Genomic DNA, 16,251 nt, shown 5'->3' on the forward strand with positions numbered 1-16,251 from the left:
TACATAAGGCGTGACTATTTTTCAATACCCGGTCAGGTCTTTCGACACTTAAAATACCTTATTCCGGCAATTCAGGCTTAAGATTTTCAATTTCCCTCATCAATACGTTGATGAAATCCTTTTCTCTGATAGTCCGTATCTTCTTACCTTTTTTAAAGAGGACGGCGCTATTCCTGCCACAGGCGATGCCGATATCGGCATCTCTGGCTTCACCGGGCCCGTTGACCACACAGCCCATTACGGCTACCTTGAGCGGCCGGTTAACCTTCAGAAGCGCATCCTCAACCTCCCGGGCCAGGCTGATGATATCGACCTCAGCCCTCCCGCAGGACGGGCAACTGACCAGTACCGGACCACGCTGACGCATATTCAGGGTCTTCAGGATCTCATAACCAGCGGCAACCTCCTCCCGAGGATGAGCGGTCAGGGAAACCCGGAGGGTATCCCCGATACCAAGGTAGAGCAGGGTGCCAATACCCACTGAACTCCGGATAATACCTGCCCTCGGTGTGCCGGATTCGGTAATTCCGATATGCAGGGGATACGGAATCCTACCGGCAATATCACGATAGGCCTCAATGGTAGTAGGAACATCGAAGGCTTTCAGAGACACCTTAATCAGGTCGAAGTCCAGACTCTCCAGCAGCCTGATCTGCTTTAAGGCTGCTTCCACCATCCGCCGGGCAACGGATAGACCAGGGTGCTCTGCCTCAGGCAAGCTGCCAGCATTTACCCCGATGCGGATAGGAACACCTCTTTCTTTAGCCAACCTGGCCACGATAGATACCTCATCCGGCTTGCCGATATTACCGGGGTTTAAGCGCAAACCGTTGGCCCCGGCCTCCAGTGCGATTAATGCCAGCCGATAATCAAAGTGAATGTCAGCAACCAGCGGCAGGGAGGTGCCTTTTTTTATCTCTGCTATCGCCCGTCCTGCCTCGGCATCAAGCACCGCCACACGCACCAATTCGCAGCCGCAGTCTTCCAGCTCCCTGATCTGGGCAATAGTTGACATAATATCTCTGGTATCAGTCTTAGTCATTGACTGTACCACGATAGGGGCACCACCACCGACGGTAACATTCCCAATTTGAAGCGGCCTGCTGTTTCGACGAATTTCCATGATATCATCTGCCTCTATGGCATCAGGCTCCCTCCACCGACAATGCGCAAAATATCACTATAGGTCACCGCAGCAAAAACACCCATAAGCAGTAGGAAACCGATCAGGTGTACCATTCCTTCCGTCTTCGGCGACACACGCCGGCCCCGGCGTACTTTCTCCAACAGAAGAAAGCCTATCCTTCCCCCATCCAGGGCAGGGAGAGGGAAGAGATTTATCAAACCGATATTAAGACTGAGAAAAGCAGCGAACTCCAGCAGCGGACTAATCCCCACCTTGGCTGCCTCACCGGTCATTTGAGCAATACCTACCGGTCCTGTTAATCTGAGAGAGGTAGTACCGGCAAGCATACTCAGTATACCATTCTTAAAAAGGGCCATGGTTTCCACACATGCCGAGACGGCTAAAGACGGCACCCTCCAGAACGGCTCGCTGCGGCGAATAACGGTCGCCTCCGGCATGCTAATCACGATTCCCACTGCCCCCTGGCCCTCGGGAGGTCTCCACCTTGGTACCATATTAACATCCTCTACGGTTAAATCACTGTGCTCGACTCTTACCACGATCTCCCTGCCCAGGCTAATCTGGATGTAGCGCTGCAAGTCGCTACTGTTCTCCAGAGGCTTTCCGTTTATACTGACTATCCTGTCTCCGGATTCAATACCGGCTAAAGCCGCCGGGGAACCGGACGCTACATCCTCTACCAGCACCTCTCCGATTACCGTATTGTGAGGAACCATAAAAGCAATGGCAAAGAGTATCAGAGGCAGCAAAAAGTTCATCAGCGAGCCGGCGCTGAGCACCAGAAGCCTGATGCCAAAAGGCTTACCGGCCAGGCTTCTCGGCGCCCCGGGGTCTTCTTCGCCGGACATTTTGGTAAACCCCCCCAGCGGTATCGCATTCAGTGAATAGATCGTTTCGCCCCGTTTCACCGAGAATAATCTGGGGGGTAGTCCGACACCGAACTCCTTCACTTCCACCCCGGAGGCTTTGGCAGTGATGAAATGCCCCAGCTCATGGGCAATGATAATTACTGCCAGGACACCAAGGAAAATAAGCACCGTAATCAGCACGGGCTATCTCCGCTAACAAATCGGGAGGCCGTCTCCCTGGCCCAGCCATCAGCAGATATAATCTCATCCAGGTTCGGACAGGCCACCATCTGATGCCGCTCTAACACCTGCTCGACAAGGCGGGCGATACCGGTAAATTCAATGCGCCGGGAGAGGAACAGGTTAACCGCAACCTCGTCAGCGGCACAAAGCACAGCCGGGTAAGTGCCCCCCTTCCTGCCCGCCTCAATAGCCAGCCTGAGACAGGGAAATACATCCGGGTCAACCTGCCCGAAGGTAAGATTACTCATTACGTCCCAGTTGAGCCGCTCGAGATAGGGATTAGGCAAGCGCTCGGGATAAGATAGGGCGTACTGGATAGGCAAGCGCATATCGGGACATCCCAACTGGGCCTTAACCGAACCATCCACGAATTCTACCAGGGAATGGACAATACTCTGGGGATGAACTAGAACCTCAATGCTCTCAAAAGACATATCGAACAGCCAGTGGGCCTCAATTACCTCAAGGCCTTTGTTCATAAGGGTAGCCGAGTCAACGGTAACCTTCCTACCCATCCGCCACGAGGGATGTTTTAGCGCCTGCTCGACGGTGACTTGACCCAGCCGCGCTTTCGAATAATGCAGGAAGGGCCCCCCCGATGCCGTCAGCACAAGCCGAATCGGCTTCTGACTCTCTCCTTGAAGGCATTGCCATATCGCGCTATGCTCACTATCGAGAGGCAAAATGCGGGCTTTACTCAGCCCGGCTTCACGGGTGATAATCTCGCCGGCTGCAACCAGCGACTCTTTGTTGGCCAGGGCAATTTCCTTTCCGGCCTTTACCGCCGCCATCAGGGGCAATAAACCCGATCTCCCGGAAGTAGCGATAACAACGGTATCCACCTCAGGATGAGAAGCGATATCCTCCGGCGGTAAGAACTCACAGTTTATATCAGCCGGTCTTTGTCCTGACTTCCCATCCTGGAAATAGACAAGCCTGGGCCGGAACTCATTTACCTGCCTGGCCAGCAAGTCAATATTCTTCCCCGCAGCCAATCCGATGACACGAAACCTGTGCGGAAAAGCACGTACTACCTCAAGAGTTTGTTGACCGATAGAACCGGTTGAACCCAGAATGGCCAGTTGCTTAATTACGCCAGTCATATCAAGCAATAGTATACATAGTATACCACATAGTATGCCAGCGCACCGGCAAAAATGAGACTATCGATACGGTCAAGGACTCCGCCGTGGCCCGGCATCATGCTGCCGGAATCCTTTACTCCCATATTGCGCTTCAGCAGGGACTCGACAAGATCACCAATCTGCCCGAAGATACTGACCAGTACGGCTAACGGAATTACCTGCCCGGGAAAAAGCGGAAGACGGAACGGGGTAGGGGTAAAAAACAGTATGCTCACTACGGCAGCAGCGCCTATCCCGCCTGCTACTCCCTCCCAGGTCTTGCCCGGACTTATGCCGGGAGCAAGCTTGTGCCTGCCGAATTTTCTACCGACAAAGAAAGCCAGGGTATCGGAAGCCCAGGTAACAAACAGGATAAAGAATACCCAGTTTCTGCCATCATCCAGCCCCCTCAGAGCAACCAGATGACCCAGCAGCCAGCCCACATAGAGTATACCGGCGATTGTCCAAACCCAGCTCTGGAAAGCCCCTTCTTTATTCCGACGCGCCAGAAGTCCCATTAAGGGTAGCACCACCGCCGAGGTCAACAATAAGGGCATGAGTAAACCAGGAGTAAGATAAGGCGCCAGGAAAGACAGCAGCTCCGGGTTGCGCTCCAGAATAAAGAACGCCGTCCAGATTAGACCGAAGCAGGCGAACGGCAACAGCTTTGCCATAGCTGCCATTCGATAAAACTCAAGAGCAGCCAGGACGCCAAAGACGACCATTAATACGGTAAAACCCCTCTCGCCACCAAACCAGACAACCACCACCAGAAGAGGAGCAAACCAGAGGGAAGTTATAACCCTTTTCTTAAGCATACGCTTCTGCCGGACATTTAGTTATAATCCACCGAAGCGCCTATGCCTGTGACTATAAGACAGCAGCGCTTTATCGATATCCTTCTCATTGAAGTCGGGCCACAGAACATCGGTGAAATAGTATTCGCTGTAAGCCGATTGCCATATCAGAAAATTGCTGATACGGAGTTCACCGCCGGTGCGGATGAGCAGGTCAACATCGGGGATATCGTTAGTATAAAGGAAACGGCTAAACAACTCTTCGTCTATATTCTGCGGCGGGACGCCTTCAGCGATAATACCACGTACCGCATCCAATATCTCAAGGCGTCCTCCGTAGTTAAAGGCAAAGCCGAGGGTCATCCCGGTATTGTTTTCTGTCAGCTTAACGGCCTTACCTATCTCCTGCTGGAGACCTGGCGGGAGTTCCTCCAAACGGCCGAGATGGCGAAGCCTGACCCCTTCTTTATGAAGCTCCTGAGACTCTCCACCGATTACCTCTTCGAAGAGATGAAATATCCCCCCGACCTCATCCTGAGAACGGTTCCAGTTTTCGGAGGAGAAACCATAAAGGGTGAGATACTTTAAGTGGTACCGGTTGTTGAAATAACGAATCGTAGAGCGGGCGCTGTCTACTCCGGCGATATGCCCCCTGAACCTGGGCAGCCCGCGACGCTCTGCCCACCTGCCGTTGCCGTCCATAATGATAGCAACATGACGGGGATTGCCGGCCTCTTCTTCAGCAGTTAACGAATCAACTTCCATGACACAAGTGAAAAACTGGCGACAACCTTTAGCCCGGACTAGACTTCTTCAATCTCTATTTCTTTATTCTGACCAGCCTGCTCGGCAAAGGCTATGAATCTGTCGGTAATCTTCTGCAGCTGGTCTAAGGTGCGCTTCATCTCATCCTGCGACATCTCTTTGTCTTTCTCCAGCTTCCTCAGTTCATCCATAGTCTCACGCCTCAGATTACGGATGATCACCCTCTCCTTCTCCACCCTTGCCCTTACCACCTTAACCAACTCCTGACGCCGTTCTTCACTGAGAGGCGGAATATTTATGCGAAGTACATTTCCGTCACTGACCGGATTCAGCCCGAGGTCAGATTTCAGAATGGCTTTTTCAATACTGTGCAGGCTGCTTTTATCCCAGGGCTGTATCACCAGCAAGCTGGCTGCCGGTGCGGAAACGCCGGCGATTTGAATAAGCGGGGTCGGGACGCCGGCATATTCTACCTTGATATGTTCAACCAGAGCCGGAGCCGCATGCCCGGTCCGAATTGTAGTCAGCTCCTTCTTTAAAGCTTCTACAGAGGCCTGCATCTTTGCTTCAGTGTTCTTCAAAAGTACGCTAATATCCATTGTTCCGCTCAATCATTAGTCACCATAGTACCAATATGTTCGCCGTTAACAGCGCGCTCCAGTCCCTGTGGAGCCTGAAGATCGAAAACCACTATCGGCAGCTTATTCTCCAGGCAGAGAGAGAGAGCAGTGGCATCCATCACGTTAAGACGCATATTCAAAGCTTCAAGATGGCTGATTTTATCGAATTTCTTAGCCTCGGGATTCTTATTAGGGTCGGCGCTGTAGATACCATCAACATTATTCTTGGCCATCAGCAATACTTCCGCTTCGATCTCTATAGCCCGCAGAGCCGCCGCAGTATCGCTGGTCATATAGGGATTACCGGTACCTCCGGCAAAGATAACCGCCCTGCCTTTCTCCAGGTGTCTGATGGCACGGCGTCTGATATAGATCTCCGCCACCTGCTGAATACCGATTGCCGTCTGGGTCCTGGTAGTTACACCTACCTTCTCTAGGGCATCCTGAAGAGCCAAAGCATTTATCACGGTAGCCACCATACCGGCGTAGTCGGCGGTAACCCTGTCCATCCCTTTACGCTCAGCAGCGGCGCCACGCCAGATATTGCCGCCGCCAACAACAATGGCGACGCCGACACCCATTTCCATCACCTGTTTGATCTGCCTGGCTATCCGGGTAAGGGTATCGGTATCAATACCATAATCTATTTTGCCGCTGAAAGCCTCACCACTGAGCTTAAGCAGAACCCGCTTATACCTGGTAGTGGTCATAACCAATAATACCTATCTACCTAATTCAAATCGGGCGAATCTGGCTACCTTGATATTCTCACCTAACTTGGCGATAGTCTCAACGATAATGTCCCGGATAGTTCTGCCGGGGTCTCTAATGAAAGGCTGTAACAATAAGCAATCCGCCTGAGGTTCGACGTCAGCTTCATCTTTAATCTCGTCATCCGAAATAAATTTAGGAGGCATGGCCGCTACCTGCATTACCAGATTATGCGCCAGCTCCTTAAATTCAGCGGTACGGGCAACGAAGTCGGTCTCACAATTGACCTCGATCATAGCGCCGATACGCCCGCCGGTATGGACATAGGTCTCAATCACACCACAGGTAGTAGATCGCTCCGACTTATCCTGGGCCTTGAGAATACCCTTCTCCTTCAATATCTGTTGTGCCTTCTCCATATCACCGCAAGCTTCAATAAGGGCATTGCGACAGGATATCACTCCAGCCCCTGATTGCTCCCTGAGCTCCCGTATTTTAGCCGTTGGAATATTCAACTCCCGCTCCTTATACTACTACTCATCACCAGACATGAAAACAACCGGTTCGGTATCCTCGGCAACCGCAACCTCTTCTATGCTTTCTCCATCTGGCTGCTCTTCACGGGCCAGGAATTCGGCCCCTCCAGCCTTACCCGCCAGAACCGAGTCGGCGATCCGGCTGCAGGCAAGCTTAATGGCCTTAATAGCATCATCATTAGCCGGAATCGGATAGTCAATACCGGTAGGGTCGCAATTGGTATCGGCAACAGCCACCACCGGTATGCCAACCCGTTTTGCCTCTTCTAAAGCCAGCCTCTCCTTGGTAACATCGACAATGAACAGAGATGAGGGTAGACTGGTCATCTCTTTGATACCGCCTATCATACGATTGAGACGCACCAACTCCTTACTCAACTTGAGGGCTTCTTTTTTAGGCAAATGTTCAAGCTCACCCCTGGCTTGCTGGTCTTCCAGACGAACCAGATAGTCTATACGACCCTGTATCGTACTAAAATTGGTCAGCACTCCACCGGGCCAGCGCTGGTTAATGTAATACATATTACAGCGCTTAGCCTCTTCCTCTATCGACTCCTGGGCCTGCTTCTTGGTACCGACAAAAAGCACGGTACCGCCGTCGGCGACCAACTGCTCGATAAAACTGCAGGCCTTCTCCAGCATGCCAACCGTCTGCTCTAGGTCAATGATATGAATACCATTACGCTTGGTGAAGATATATCTCTTCATACGAGGATGCCAACGACTCGTCTGATGGCCGAAGTGTGCCCCGGCTTCCAAAAGCTGCTTGATTGTGACTGTACTTGCCAATCTTACCCCCCCCTCCTGAACTGTTAAGTAGTATAACATAACTACTCGCTATACAGCAACACGATAATAGGGCAGCCAAAACCCGGCACCTGTTGCTTCGGCGTAGTGTATTTACCAAGTAGACAACCGGGCCTAACCACAGTTAAACCCGATAAGCCTTATCTTGCTGTCTTCCTCTCTAAGCGTCCAGATAGTCAGGCAGCTGCCCCAGGCACTGGTCGTGACCGTGCCCTGAATCCTCCAGCTGCCATTGCCTTCATAATCAGCAACCCACTGGCCAACCGGGGTTGCCGGGCTTATTTTTACCGGTGTCTCGGAACCCTGTCCTTCAACCGCCTCCTGGTAGTAATCGTCGATATACGGTATGCCGGCAATCTGAATTATAGCAATCGCCTGTTGACTGCTCAAAGCAGCAGGCGATACTAACGTATTTACCAGGCCGCAACCCAAGAGCGGAACAACCAGCAAGACAGCAAGTCCACTTAGCAAAAGCGATTTGGCTTTGTTTCCCATTTCAGTCCACCTTTCCCTGCTTGACAAACTCGTTAATGGATACTTTAAGTACCGGAGTCGCTTTTGTCAAGCAGAGCCCGGCACCAACGATATACCACCGGGTTCCGAACCGGAGCATACCTCCGACAGGTACGTCACTGGCGGGATAATATATAATAGGGGAGAAGGATGGGAAAGGCCGGATCAGCCGCCATACCGGAAGGAATCTTATAATTGCTATTGTCACAATATTACTGATTAAAGAGAGGTAACATATCTTGTTAATAAGAAAAAAGGAAACGGTCGCCCGGGGGAAATATATAGACTTTGTCAGGAAACACTTTCTTACCAGGTCAGGCAAAGAAGCGGTATGGGAACTGGTGGAGAGGAAAAACACGTTCCACTGCGGGGCGGTTGCCGTCGTCGCCATTACCCGGGATAAAGAGTTAATTCTGGAAAGACACTGGAGATACGCAATAGAGTCTTTTGTTATTCAACTACCGGCGGGGTTGACCGACCGGGCAGAAGAAAGTGAAGAAGATGCCGCAAGACGCGAGCTCCTGGAGGAGACAGGCTACCTGGCGAAGGAGCTTATCCCGATTAAGGTAACACCAGAATGCTCGGTTCTGACACCCAGCCGGGTCAATCATTTTCTAGCACCGGACGTAGAATATATCGGAGGCGAGAATCCCGATGATGCTGAGATAATTGAGGTCCTGAAAATACCCATCGCAGGATTGCCGGATTTTCTACTCAACCTACCTGCAGACACCACCATGGACCTTAGAGTTCCCGGAATAATCTGGATCATAGAAAAAATGGGGTTAATCTAAAAAAAGGTTCGGCGAAACTCATTAAGGTTATTATCGAAAGGGGCAAAGAATAATGAGTTCACGGCTATACAGTCGTGCTGGCGTCCCTGGAGGGATTCGAACCCACGACCCGCTGCTTAGAAGGCAGCCGCTCTATCCACTGAGCTACAGGGACGGCTTTCACTACTAAAATGTAGCACGAGCCAGGTGAGAGGTCAAGCTAACCTGGCTTTACCCCGGATAGCCAATCCCCCCTTGGGTGAGCAGGCAGACAGAGGTAACAATAGCGCCGGCAATACAAACACCGGCCAGGATGGACAGGAAGGCGGGCTTGAATTTTATCTCGAAAATAGTCGCCGCCAATGAACCGGTCCAGGCGCCGGTTAGCGGCAGCGGAACGGCAACAAATGCCATCAGCCCGATCCACTTGTATCGCTCCACAATCCCACCCCGCCGCCGGGCACGCTCCTCAAGCCACCGGAACCACCTCCTGAAGACACCCACCCTGCTCAGTCTCCGGGCAATGGCATTGAAGAACAGCAGCAGGAACGGCACCGGAATCAGGTTGCCGGCGATAGCCAGCGGCAGGGCATAATACCAGGCGATGCTATACGGATAGACGTCGGAAGGTATCAGGCCCAGGGCGAACGGTATCGCTCCACGCAGCTCGACTATCGGCAAAGCAGAAACGGCAACCACCACGAGTTCCTTGGAGAAACCGAGCCCATGAAGTACATTGAGAATATTATCGAGGAACACGCTAATCCTTAGCCTTTACTTACGCAAAACTGTAGTCCGGCCGGAAGGCAGCACCTACCGAGTGTAGCAAACAGGTTCATCAGCGTCAAGACAATTTGCGAGAACCACAGTAATATAGTAGACTTTGGGGAGGCTATAGGAAGCGATGAACAAAGCAACTATTCGGGACATAGACGTCAACGACAAGAAAGTCCTGGTAAGAGTCGACTTTAACGTCCCCCTGGACGAGGAAACCGGGGCTATCACCGATGACAGCCGCATCAGGGCAGCGCTACCGACGATCAGGTACCTTATCGACCGGGGAGCCGGGATTATCCTCTGCTCGCACCTGGGCCGCCCGAAGGGTGAGATTGTTGATAAGCTGCGCCTGACAAACGTAGCCCGGCGCCTGGCAGAGATTCTGGGGAAGCCGGTGAAGTATGCCAGGGACTCGATCGGCCCCGAGGCAAAGAAGTACGCAGCCGAACTGGGCGACGGAGAGGTCCTGGTTCTGGAGAACATCCGCTTCCATCCGGAAGAGAAGCAAAACGACCCTGCCTTTGCCCGGGCCCTGGCCTCACTGGCCGACTGCTACATCAACGACGCCTTCGGCACATCGCACCGGGCCCATGCCTCCATAGTCGGCGTTACCCGTTACCTACCTTCGGCAGCAGGACTGTTGCTGGAGAAGGAAATAGAAAACCTGAGCGGCATTACCGAGAACCCGTCCCACCCCTTTGCCGCTCTTCTCGGCGGCGCTAAGGTGAGCGACAAGGTCGGTGTGATAGAGAACATCATGAGCAAGGTGGACTACATTCTCATCGGCGGCGGTATGGCTGCCACCTTCCTGAAGGCACAGTCCTGCCAGGTAGGGTTGTCGCTAATCGAGACAGACAAGCTAGGCGTTGCCGCCGACCTGATGGAAAAGGCATCAAAAAACAACGTCCGCCTGCTGCTGCCGGTCGATGTTGTCGTTACCGATGAAATCAGCCCAAAGGCAGAGGGCAAGGTTGTCGCGATAAAAAACATCACCGCCAACAAAAGGATTGTCGATATCGGCCCCCGCACAGCCGGCACCTTCAGGGAAACACTGCAAAAGTGTAAAACGGTTTTCTGGAACGGGCCGATGGGGATATACGAGATACCCCAGTTCGCCAACGGTACGAAGACCATGGCCGATACTCTGGCCGGTCTGAACGCTACCACGGTGATCGGGGGAGGCTCCACTGCCGAGATAGTAACCGAAATGGGACTGGCCGGCAAGATGACCTTCGTCTCCACCGGCGGCGGTGCTTCGCTCGAGTTTATCAGCGGTAAGATACTGCCGGGAATAGAGGCTCTGCCGGACAGGGAATGATGACTATGGACAGCCTGGAATTAATGCGGAACCTAGCTCAACCCTCCACCGGTAAGATTGTGCTGATGGTACTTGACGGACTAGGAGGACTGCCCCGCTCCGAAACGGGAAAAACCGAGCTGGAGACAGCGGATACGCCCAATCTCGACAGGCTGGCAAAAGAAGGCACGACCGGCCTTATCGACATAGTGAGTCCGGGCATAACCCCGGGCAGCGCCGCAGGGCACCTGGCCCTGTTCGGTTACGGCCCGATCCGCTTCATTATCGGGCGGGGCGCTCTGGAAGCAGTCGGTATAGACTTCGACCTCAAGCCGGGAGACGTGGCCGCCCGGGGGAATTTCTGCACCGTCGACAAAAAAGGACTGGTTACCGACCGGCGGGCCGGCCGTATCACCAACGAAGAATGCACCAGGCTCTGCGGGCTGCTGGACGGTATGACGATAGAAAACACCAGGCTCTTCGTCCGTCCGGTAAGGGAACACCGCTTCATCGTGGTATTTCGCGGCGACGGTCTCAACCCGGCTGTCAGCGATTCCGACCCGCAGCAATTGGGAGTCCCCCCCAGGGCCGCCAGCGCATTGCAGCCGGGGGCAGCCAAAACAGTGAGCATTTCCAATAAATTCATCGCTCAGGCAAAGAGAATCCTGGCCGGGCAGCATCCCGCCAATATGCTTCTTCTCCGCGGCTTTTCGGAAAGACCGGATTTCCCAGCCATGACCGAGATATATAAATTGAAGCCGGCGGCTATCGCCGTCTACCCCATGTATCGCGGCCTGGCCAGGCTGGTGGGCATGGACATTCTGGACCCGGGAACCGGCCTCGAAGATGAACTGAAGGCACTGAAAGCAAACTACTCCGCCTATGATTTCTTCTTCTTACACGTGAAAGGGACCGACAGCGCCGGTGAAGACGGCGACTTCGAACGTAAGGTCAGTGTTATCGAGGAACTCGATAGGGCATTGCCCGAACTGATAGACACCGGGCCTGATGTTCTGATAGTCACCGGAGATCACTCAACACCGGCCATACTGAAAGGGCATAGCTGGCACCCGGTACCCGTGCTCCTGCACTCCAGGTGGTGCCGCCCCGACCGGGCAATGGAATTCGGTGAGTCAGCCTGTGCTTCCGGAGGATTGGGGCGCTTCCCCGCCACCCAGGTTATGCCTCTGGCAATGGCTCATGCTCTCAAACTGAGGAAATTTGGCGCTTAGGAGGTAGGACCAGGATGCGCATCCCGATGATAGCCGGTAATTGGAAGATGAATACCACGGTAAGCGAGGCGGTAGAGCTGGTCAGCAAAATGCGCACCGGCCTTGATGAAATAGCCGGCGTCGAGAAGGTAATCTGCCCGCCGTTCGTCTCATTAACAGCGGTAAAAGAGCTAATCAAAGGGAGCTCGATAAAATTAGGGGCGCAGAACCTGTACTTCGAGGACAAGGGCGCCTATACCGGCGAGATTTCCCCGTTAATGCTGGCCGATCTCTGTGAGTTTGTCATCATCGGCCACTCGGAGCGCAGGCAATACTTTGGCGAGAGCGGAGACATCGTCAACAGAAAGGTCAAAGCGGCGCTGAAGGCTAACCTAAAGCCTATTCTTTGCGTCGGTGAGAAACTTGAGGAAAATGAAACCGGCAGAACCGAGGAGGTGATTGCCGAGCAGCTCAGATCGTCCCTGGCCGGAATCGATTTCCTTGACGCGGTGACGGTAGCCTACGAACCAATCTGGGCTATCGGCACAGGCAGGGCAGCCACCGGACGACAGGCAAACGACACCATTGCTTTCATCCGCATCAGTATCGCCGGACTGGGGACGAAAGAAGCCGCCGGGAAAATGCGGATTCTCTACGGAGGCAGCGTCACCGCAGAAAACGCCGCTGAATTTATCAAGCAACCCGAGATAGACGGCGCCCTGGTCGGTGGGGCCAGCCTAAAAGCAGACCAATTCTTGAGCATCGTGACCCAGGCCAGGGCAAGCAGCGGCTAAGGCCTCTTATCGGGCTGGTCACGGGAAGAGCGCCACGATCGAATAAAGAAACACCGCCCTTACCCGCAATTGCCCGCGTGTTACAGTGCTACTTTATTATCACGAGCGGGGCAGCTTGCACAGATTTAATCATATCGAGGTTTAGAATATGAGCCATCTGGTAGCCATAGTCGGACCTACTGCCATAGGTAAAAGCAAACTGGCGATAAGACTGGCCCAGGCGTTTAACGGGGAAATAGTAAGCGCCGACAGCCGTCAGATATATCGCTTTATGGATATCGGTACGGCCAAACCAAGCCCTGAGGAGCTATCCCTTATTCCCCACCATCTGGTCAACATCATAAACCCGGATGAAGACTTCAGTCTGGCGCAGTACCAGCGGCTGGCCTACCGCGCTATTAATGACATCCAGAAACGGGGAAAACTAGCCGTGTTAGTCGGCGGCAGCGGGCAATATGTCTGGTCGATACTGGAGGGCTGGGGAGTACCTGAGGTACCACCCGACCCGGAGTTCAGACAGAGCCTGTCGGAAAGAGCCGCCAGAGAGGGCGAAGGCAAGCTCTATCAGGAGTTGAGGGAGGTTGACCCTGACTCAGCCCGGGATATCAACCCGAATAATGTGCGCCGTGTCATCCGGGCACTAGAGGTATATCAGAGCACCAGCATCCCATTTTCCCGGCTCAAGAGTAAGCAAAAACCGCCCTTTGAAACGATGATAATCGGTCTGACCACGGATAGGGCAGAGCTGTATCGCAGAATCGACTCAAGGGTCGACGAGATGATAGAGCAGGGGTTGATAGCCGAAGTGGACAGGCTGCTTAATATGGGCTACGGGCTCGAACTACCGGCTATGTCCAGCATCGGCTACAAGCAAATCGGCGCCTTTCTAAACGGCGGGCTGCCCCTGGCTGCAGCAATACAGCAAATCAAGTTTGAGACCCACCGTTTCGTCAGACACCAATACGCCTGGTTTCAACTCAAGGACAGCAGAATCAGCTGGGTTGACATCGGCAGTAATAATACCAAATCACAAATCACGGAATCATTTGCCCGTTTCACGGCAGGTACGGTAGAAACAAAACTCCTGCCAAGCCCACCCACTTCAAGAAAGGGCACACATGTTATATAATGAGTTATCCTCAAAACAGCAGGGCTGGTTCAGTAAAATGGATTTCACTAAACTAGAGGGAGCCGGTAACGATTTTATGCTGGTAGAGGCCGGTGATACCAACCGTGATTGGTCGCGGCTGGCCATTGCTGTCTGCAACCGCCACTTCGGTATCGGCGCCGACGGTCTGCTGCTCCTGCTGCCGTCAGAGGCGGCCGACTTCCGGATGTGTATGTTTAATCCCGATGGCTCCGAGGCGGAAGCCTGCGGCAATGGTCTGAGGTGCCTGGTAAAATACATCATAACCAGGAAGCTGTTAGCCGGAGATAAGGCACAACAAATCTGCTATATCGAAACAAAAGACGGCGTCAGGAAGGCGATAGTAAACCGTTCGGAAGGGAAACCGCTCAGCATCCAGGTTAGTATGGGTCTGCCTAAATTTAAGGCCGGGGAAATACCGGCCGCAATAGGGGAGCGTGATCGGAAATTAGTTGACATAAAGTCTATGCTGAACTATACTATTAACCTGGATGACCGGAAACTACCCCTGAACCTCGTTTCGATGGGAAATCCACATGCTGTCTATTTCACCGGGCAACCGGTGGCGGATTTCCCTTTAACCCGGATAGGGCCGGAGGTAGAGCATCACAGAATATTTCCACAGCGGGTAAACTTTGAGGTCGCCCGGCTGATCGACCGGCAGCAGATAGAAGCCAGGGTATGGGAGAGGGGAGCCGGTGAGACGCTGGCCTGCGGCACAGGCGCCTGTGCAATAGCAGTAGCCGCCCGGTTAAACGGCCTCACCGATGGCAGTGTAGCGATAAAACTGTCCGGGGGCATATTGAATGTAGAATGGGACGGCAAGGGTGAAGTATTGCTCAGCGGTCCTGCCGAAATAGTATTTACCGGCCGGTGGCCGGGCGGGGCATAGTGAAATGAGACTATCAAAACGAATAGAGAATCTGCCGCCCTATTTATTTCGCGAGATTACGCGCAAGATTGCCGAGAAAAGGGCCAAGGGGGAAGAGGTAATCAGTTTCGCTATCGGCGACCCGGATTTCCCCACACCAAACAACATAATCAACAGACTCTGCCAGGCAGCGCAGGACCCGGCCAACCACCAATACCCGGAGAGTGACGGTCTTCCCGAACTACGCCGGGCGATAGCGGGATGGTACGAAAAACGCTTTGGCGTTTCTCTTGACCCGGACAAAGAAGTGCTGCCTCTTCTCGGCGCCAAAGAGGGCATTGTCCATGCCGCTCTGTGCTTTATCGATCCCGGCGATATTGCCCTGGTACCCGACCCCGGCTACCCTCCCTACGCGATGGGCACCATAATGGCCAATGGCAAGCCGTACTATATGCCTATTACGGAAGGGAACGATTTTCTTCCCGACCTGGAAATAATACCTTCCGATGTAATTAAGAAGGCTAAACTGCTCTGGATAAACTATCCCAATAATCCCACCGGTGCCGTAGCGGAGCTCGATTTCTTCAACCATGTCGCTAAGTTTGCCAGTAATCATGATCTGGCCGTCTGTCACGACGCTCCTTACAGCGAGGTTGCCTTCGACGACTATCAACCGACTAGCTTTATGCAGGCAGAAGGCGGCAGGGAAACCGGCATCGAGTTCCATTCCCTGTCCAAAAGCTATAACATGACCGGGTGGCGGATAGGAATGGCAGTCGGTAACGCGGAGATGATAGACGCCCTGAAGAGGGTTAAATCGAACATAGACTCAGGTATTCCCCAGGCCATTCAGTACGCTGCTATCGAAGCGCTCAACGGTCCTCAGGACCTGGTTAGAAAGCAGAGCCTAAAATACCAGAGACGGCGTGACCTGGTCGTGGATATGCTTAGCGACATCGGTCTTGAAGCCAGGCGGCCCAGAGCAGGTCTCTATATCTGGACCAAGGTTCCCAGCGGATATACCTCTCTCGAGTTTGCCAACGCCCTGCTGGAAAAGGTGGGGGTGGTGGTTACTCCGGGCATAGGCTACGGGCAGAATGGTGAGGGCTACGTACGTCTGTCTCTGACCATTTCCGACGCTAACCTGGTCAAAGGGTTATCGCGGTTAGCCGAATGGCGTACCCACTAAAGCAGTCTTGAGCTAGAAAAAGTAAGTTGACATAATAATCGGGGGCCATTATCACCAAGAAACCGGTTGCGACCCACGCGT

The 16,251-nt window shown here is 53.3% G+C and carries 19 protein-coding genes and 1 tRNA gene; 7 read left to right on the forward strand and 13 right to left on the reverse strand.

Features of this window, described 5'->3' with window-relative positions:
• Window positions 1-58: 58 nt before the first annotated feature.
• The 11 genes from ispG to PHI12_01085 all read right to left on the reverse strand — a co-directional run bounded on the left by ispG (window position 59) and on the right by PHI12_01085 (window position 8,319).
• A complete protein-coding gene (ispG, locus tag PHI12_01035) occupies window positions 59-1,123 on the reverse strand; it encodes a flavodoxin-dependent (E)-4-hydroxy-3-methylbut-2-enyl-diphosphate synthase (GenBank protein ID MDD5509393.1) in 1,065 nt (354 codons plus the stop codon).
• 14 nt (window positions 1,124-1,137) lie between these two features.
• Entirely contained in the window at window positions 1,138-2,196 is a 1,059-nt protein-coding gene (locus tag PHI12_01040; protein ID MDD5509394.1) for a M50 family metallopeptidase, read from the reverse strand.
• Window positions 2,190-3,341 carry a 1-deoxy-D-xylulose-5-phosphate reductoisomerase gene (locus PHI12_01045; GenBank protein MDD5509395.1) on the reverse strand — a complete coding sequence of 384 codons (1,152 nt, stop codon included), beginning with the start codon at window positions 3,339-3,341 and terminating at the stop codon, window positions 2,190-2,192. Before PHI12_01045 ends, PHI12_01040 begins: the two co-directional genes overlap by 7 nt.
• Window positions 3,338-4,180 (reverse strand): phosphatidate cytidylyltransferase, encoded by an 843-nt coding sequence (locus tag PHI12_01050; protein MDD5509396.1) that lies wholly within the window; start codon window positions 4,178-4,180, stop codon window positions 3,338-3,340. The genes PHI12_01045 and PHI12_01050 overlap by 4 nt, the downstream gene beginning before the upstream one ends.
• Before the next feature lie 21 nt (window positions 4,181-4,201).
• Complete coding sequence (uppS, locus tag PHI12_01055) at window positions 4,202-4,924, reverse strand: polyprenyl diphosphate synthase (protein ID MDD5509397.1); 723 nt, start codon at window positions 4,922-4,924, stop codon at window positions 4,202-4,204.
• A gap of 38 nt (window positions 4,925-4,962) precedes the next feature.
• A complete protein-coding gene (gene frr / locus PHI12_01060) occupies window positions 4,963-5,535 on the reverse strand; it encodes a ribosome recycling factor (GenBank protein MDD5509398.1) in 573 nt (190 codons plus the stop codon).
• Window positions 5,532-6,254: a UMP kinase gene (gene pyrH / locus PHI12_01065; GenBank protein MDD5509399.1), complete on the reverse strand. Its 723-nt coding sequence runs from the start codon at window positions 6,252-6,254 to the stop codon at window positions 5,532-5,534. Before pyrH ends, frr begins: the two co-directional genes overlap by 4 nt.
• A gap of 12 nt (window positions 6,255-6,266) precedes the next feature.
• Window positions 6,267-6,770: an elongation factor Ts gene (locus PHI12_01070; GenBank protein ID MDD5509400.1), complete on the reverse strand. Its 504-nt coding sequence runs from the start codon at window positions 6,768-6,770 to the stop codon at window positions 6,267-6,269.
• A gap of 18 nt (window positions 6,771-6,788) precedes the next feature.
• A complete protein-coding gene (gene rpsB / locus PHI12_01075; GenBank protein MDD5509401.1) occupies window positions 6,789-7,580 on the reverse strand; it encodes a 30S ribosomal protein S2 in 792 nt (263 codons plus the stop codon).
• Window positions 7,581-7,712: 132 nt separating this feature from the next.
• Window positions 7,713-8,093, reverse strand: a complete 381-nt coding sequence (locus PHI12_01080; GenBank protein MDD5509402.1) for a hypothetical protein — start codon at window positions 8,091-8,093, stop codon at window positions 7,713-7,715.
• Window position 8,094: 1 nt separating this feature from the next.
• Window positions 8,095-8,319 carry a hypothetical protein gene (locus PHI12_01085; protein MDD5509403.1) on the reverse strand — a complete coding sequence of 75 codons (225 nt, stop codon included), beginning with the start codon at window positions 8,317-8,319 and terminating at the stop codon, window positions 8,095-8,097.
• A 31-nt stretch (window positions 8,320-8,350) separates the two neighbouring features.
• On the opposite strand from PHI12_01085, the gene PHI12_01090 reads away from it, so the two are divergent.
• Entirely contained in the window at window positions 8,351-8,905 is a 555-nt protein-coding gene (locus PHI12_01090; GenBank protein ID MDD5509404.1) for an NUDIX hydrolase, read from the forward strand.
• A gap of 78 nt (window positions 8,906-8,983) precedes the next feature.
• On the opposite strand, the gene PHI12_01095 is transcribed toward PHI12_01090, so the two are convergent.
• Window positions 8,984-9,059: transfer RNA gene (locus tag PHI12_01095), tRNA-Arg, on the reverse strand.
• Window positions 9,060-9,115: 56 nt separating this feature from the next.
• Window positions 9,116-9,643, reverse strand: a complete 528-nt coding sequence (locus PHI12_01100) for a small multi-drug export protein (GenBank protein ID MDD5509405.1) — start codon at window positions 9,641-9,643, stop codon at window positions 9,116-9,118.
• A 145-nt stretch (window positions 9,644-9,788) separates the two neighbouring features.
• Between PHI12_01100 and PHI12_01105 the strand changes: the two genes are divergently transcribed.
• The 6 genes from PHI12_01105 to PHI12_01130 all read left to right on the forward strand — a co-directional run bounded on the left by PHI12_01105 (window position 9,789) and on the right by PHI12_01130 (window position 16,170).
• Window positions 9,789-10,979: a phosphoglycerate kinase gene (locus PHI12_01105; protein MDD5509406.1), complete on the forward strand. Its 1,191-nt coding sequence runs from the start codon at window positions 9,789-9,791 to the stop codon at window positions 10,977-10,979.
• A gap of 5 nt (window positions 10,980-10,984) precedes the next feature.
• Complete coding sequence (locus PHI12_01110; protein ID MDD5509407.1) at window positions 10,985-12,190, forward strand: 2,3-bisphosphoglycerate-independent phosphoglycerate mutase; 1,206 nt, start codon at window positions 10,985-10,987, stop codon at window positions 12,188-12,190.
• Window positions 12,191-12,204: 14 nt separating this feature from the next.
• On the forward strand, window positions 12,205-12,963 hold the full coding sequence (tpiA, locus tag PHI12_01115; GenBank protein ID MDD5509408.1) for a triose-phosphate isomerase: 759 nt from the start codon (window positions 12,205-12,207) through the stop codon (window positions 12,961-12,963).
• 148 nt (window positions 12,964-13,111) lie between these two features.
• Complete coding sequence (gene miaA / locus PHI12_01120; protein MDD5509409.1) at window positions 13,112-14,092, forward strand: tRNA (adenosine(37)-N6)-dimethylallyltransferase MiaA; 981 nt, start codon at window positions 13,112-13,114, stop codon at window positions 14,090-14,092.
• Window positions 14,093-14,129: 37 nt separating this feature from the next.
• Window positions 14,130-15,002 (forward strand): diaminopimelate epimerase, encoded by an 873-nt coding sequence (dapF, locus tag PHI12_01125; GenBank protein ID MDD5509410.1) that lies wholly within the window; start codon window positions 14,130-14,132, stop codon window positions 15,000-15,002.
• Between the two features lie 4 nt (window positions 15,003-15,006).
• A complete protein-coding gene (locus PHI12_01130) occupies window positions 15,007-16,170 on the forward strand; it encodes an LL-diaminopimelate aminotransferase (protein ID MDD5509411.1) in 1,164 nt (387 codons plus the stop codon).
• Window positions 16,171-16,251 lie beyond the last annotated feature (81 nt).

It is taken from the genome of Dehalococcoidales bacterium, assembly GCA_028716225.1.
GTDB lineage: Bacteria > Chloroflexota > Dehalococcoidia > Dehalococcoidales > UBA5760 > UBA5760.

Coding starts and splice junctions, on each gene's coding strand:
- ispG (MDD5509393.1), bottom strand. CDS start 1,123: ATGGAAATTCGTCGAAACAGCAGGCCGCTTCAAATTGGGAATGTTACC.
- PHI12_01045 (MDD5509395.1), bottom strand. CDS start 3,341: ATGACTGGCGTAATTAAGCAACTGGCCATTCTGGGTTCAACCGGTTCT.
- PHI12_01050 (MDD5509396.1), bottom strand. CDS start 4,180: ATGCTTAAGAAAAGGGTTATAACTTCCCTCTGGTTTGCTCCTCTTCTG.
- uppS (MDD5509397.1), bottom strand. CDS start 4,924: ATGGAAGTTGATTCGTTAACTGCTGAAGAAGAGGCCGGCAATCCCCGT.
- pyrH (MDD5509399.1), bottom strand. CDS start 6,254: ATGACCACTACCAGGTATAAGCGGGTTCTGCTTAAGCTCAGTGGTGAG.
- PHI12_01080 (MDD5509402.1), bottom strand. CDS start 8,093: ATGGGAAACAAAGCCAAATCGCTTTTGCTAAGTGGACTTGCTGTCTTG.
- PHI12_01105 (MDD5509406.1), top strand. CDS start 9,789: ATGAACAAAGCAACTATTCGGGACATAGACGTCAACGACAAGAAAGTC.
- PHI12_01110 (MDD5509407.1), top strand. CDS start 10,985: ATGGACAGCCTGGAATTAATGCGGAACCTAGCTCAACCCTCCACCGGT.
- tpiA (MDD5509408.1), top strand. CDS start 12,205: ATGCGCATCCCGATGATAGCCGGTAATTGGAAGATGAATACCACGGTA.
- miaA (MDD5509409.1), top strand. CDS start 13,112: ATGAGCCATCTGGTAGCCATAGTCGGACCTACTGCCATAGGTAAAAGC.
- dapF (MDD5509410.1), top strand. CDS start 14,130: ATGGATTTCACTAAACTAGAGGGAGCCGGTAACGATTTTATGCTGGTA.
- PHI12_01130 (MDD5509411.1), top strand. CDS start 15,007: ATGAGACTATCAAAACGAATAGAGAATCTGCCGCCCTATTTATTTCGC.